The organism is Vibrio ichthyoenteri ATCC 700023 (genome assembly GCF_000222605.1).
In the GTDB taxonomy this organism is placed as follows: Bacteria; Pseudomonadota; Gammaproteobacteria; order Enterobacterales; family Vibrionaceae; genus Vibrio; species Vibrio ichthyoenteri.
In genome coordinates, this window is sequence record NZ_AFWF01000008.1 from 1 (window position 1) to 2,639 (window position 2,639).

Annotated in this window: 3 protein-coding genes; all 3 read left to right on the forward strand. The window is 35.7% G+C overall.

The features are described 5' to 3' along the window. Nucleotides 1–902: AAA family ATPase (locus RH85_RS01465; protein ID WP_006710407.1), on the forward strand; the 902-nt coding region annotated here is incomplete at its 5' end. A gap of 3 nt (nucleotides 903–905) precedes the next feature. Beyond that, nucleotides 906–1,646 carry a hypothetical protein gene (locus RH85_RS23365; RefSeq protein WP_050799170.1) on the forward strand — a complete coding sequence of 247 codons (741 nt, stop codon included), beginning with the start codon at nucleotides 906–908 and terminating at the stop codon, nucleotides 1,644–1,646. Between the two features lies 1 nt (nucleotide 1,647). Continuing rightward, nucleotides 1,648–2,639: S8 family serine peptidase (locus RH85_RS23370; protein WP_241210344.1), on the forward strand; the 992-nt coding region annotated here is incomplete at its 3' end.

Consider the following 2,639-nt stretch of genomic DNA (forward strand, 5'->3'; position numbering starts at 1 on the left):
CTCTTGTAGAAGTCACATTTCCAATTGATATTAAAGAGTTTGAACGGCTGCATACGTTCGATCTCGAAATTAAGAATGCAATAGATGGTATTACAACAGAATGGGAATTTTCAGAGCAACTAAGAAGCAGTGGCGTTCAGCCATCGTATAGTTGTTTGTTTTTTGGCAAGCCCGGCACGGGTAAAACTGAACTTGCTAAGTACTTAGCCGCTAAACTAGGGCTACCACTTGTGTTAGCTCGTTTAGATTCCCTACTTTCCTCCTATCTAGGAACTAGCTCTAGAAACATTGCTTCTCTTTTCGAGTTTGTTGAGAAATACGATTGCGTACTTCTTCTCGATGAATTTGATGCTATTGCCAAATATAGAGACGATAGTAAAGAAGTTGGAGAAATAAAACGTGTAGTGAATACATTGCTTCAATGTTTAGATCGACGTCAGGAACAAGGCATAGTAGTGGCTACAACTAATCATGAGAATCTATTAGACCCTGCTGTTTGGAGAAGATTTCAAAATAAAATCTGTGTCAAAGTTCCCTCATCAGAGACTAGAAGGAAAATCATTGAGTCATACCTACAACCAATGACACTAGAGTCTGGACAACTTGATTTTTTAAACTTGGTTTTGGATGATTTCTCTCCTGCTGACATTAAAAACTGTATTGAGTTTATTAAAAGATTTACAATTATAAACCAAACTAATTCGGTAGATTTATATCGCTCCGTCAGATCTTACTTTTTTATTAACGCAAATGTCAGTAACGATATTATTGATATTTTAATAAATAACGACGAGCGAGAGTTAGCGAAAATATTACACAATAAACTTAACTACACGACAAAAGATCTTTCAGAACTTTTTGGTAAAAACAAAAGTACGATATCACGGTGGATGAAGGGATAACTTATGGCAAAGAAGGCAATTTTAAGAATTAAAAATAGTAGTAGCTACATTTCCACTCCTATTCCTCTAGCTAATGGGAGTCATAAAGATTTTTTTAATGGTGATGACCAAGCCTTCTCTAGCCACAAAGCAACTCTCATCTCCAGTGTTTCCCATATTTCACAAGAAATTGGAAAGCGAGATTGTCAAAGTTTTGCAACAATGAAAGTTACTCTAAAAGATGAAGCAATTGCTAAATCTCATCGCCCTACTTCAGCTTTATTTAACCATAAACATCCTGTAGTTGGCGGTGGTGAAATGGGAGAAATTTATGTGCAAGTAAATGCTAAATCTCTTCCTATATTAGCAAATAGAATCGCTCAAGCAAAAGTTCAATCAGAGCTTAAGTTTGATCAATATGGCAAGCTTGTTCCAAAGGTCGGGGGACTAAGGAGTGAGGTCAGCGCCATTCAAGCCATTGACTTGATTGGAGAAAAAGACAGAAGCCCTCTAAATGACAGTGACATTCTGAAGGAGATTATAAATAATAAGAGAGATCTAATAATAGAGCTATTTCACCCAGCAATAAGTGAAAGCCTACCATCTAATGAAATTGTTAACTTAAAAAACTCCTTTGTTAAAGATATATGCAAATCACTCTCTTCATATAAATACATTCCAGAATCAAATTATTTCTCAGATAGTTTAGTAACATTATCACCAATATATTTTGACGAGTCAGAATCTAAAAAAGCTCCTATCTGATTTGCGAACAAATCCTATTGTAAGAAAATTTTACCCTACACCTATCATTAACTTCTCTGAAGTTAAGGCTGATTTGTCATCAAAAATAGAAAATTTCCCTAAACCAGATAATAAAACAAACTACCCAAAAGTAATTTTAATTGATAAAGGCATTCGAAGTAACTTACTCTCACCTTGGGTAAAGGAAAAATCTGAAAGCTTAGGAGATGCTGTAATAAGTGAATATCATGCCGATGAAATGGCTAGTATTCTTGTAGGTTCGAATTTTCTAAATGAGCAACCATATTTGGAAAATGATGGCTGTAATATCTTTGATATATGGATACCATCTAGCATTGACTCATTTGATGATCACTTTGACTCAGTTTCTGAGTTTATGGACTGGTTATACTTAGAGATTCAATCTGCTCGTGAACTCGGATATAGAGTAATTAGCATGAGCATAAATTTTCAATCCGTCGCTTCTGATCATGAATATAGTTTTCTTGCATCAAGAATAGATGAAATATCCACGAAATTAGGCGTGATGTTTATCATATCTACGGGTAATTTGGAAGCACACAAGTATAGATCGGAATGGCCAAAAGACGAAAACGATATATTTAAGATGTTAGCTCGTTTTCCTCACAATGACAGAATTCTTCAACCAGCAGATTCTGTATCCGCTTTAACTGTTGGCGCGATAAATCATGTTAATAATGAAGTTATACAAAAAGGTGCCCCGACAAGGTATACCTTACGAGGCCCATCAACCTCATATGGCATAAAGCCTGATGTTGTACACGTCGGAGGTATCGGTGATTTCACCAACTCATACTTCTTTACCATAGATGGTACGAATCAGATTCTTTCTACGTCCCAAGGAACTAGTTTATCGGCTCCTCATGTAGCTAAAACTGTTGCGACTATAGATCATCAAACTAACCAACAACTTTCTATATATACTTTGAAAGCACTGATTTTACATAACGCATCTGTACCCAAGTGTATGAT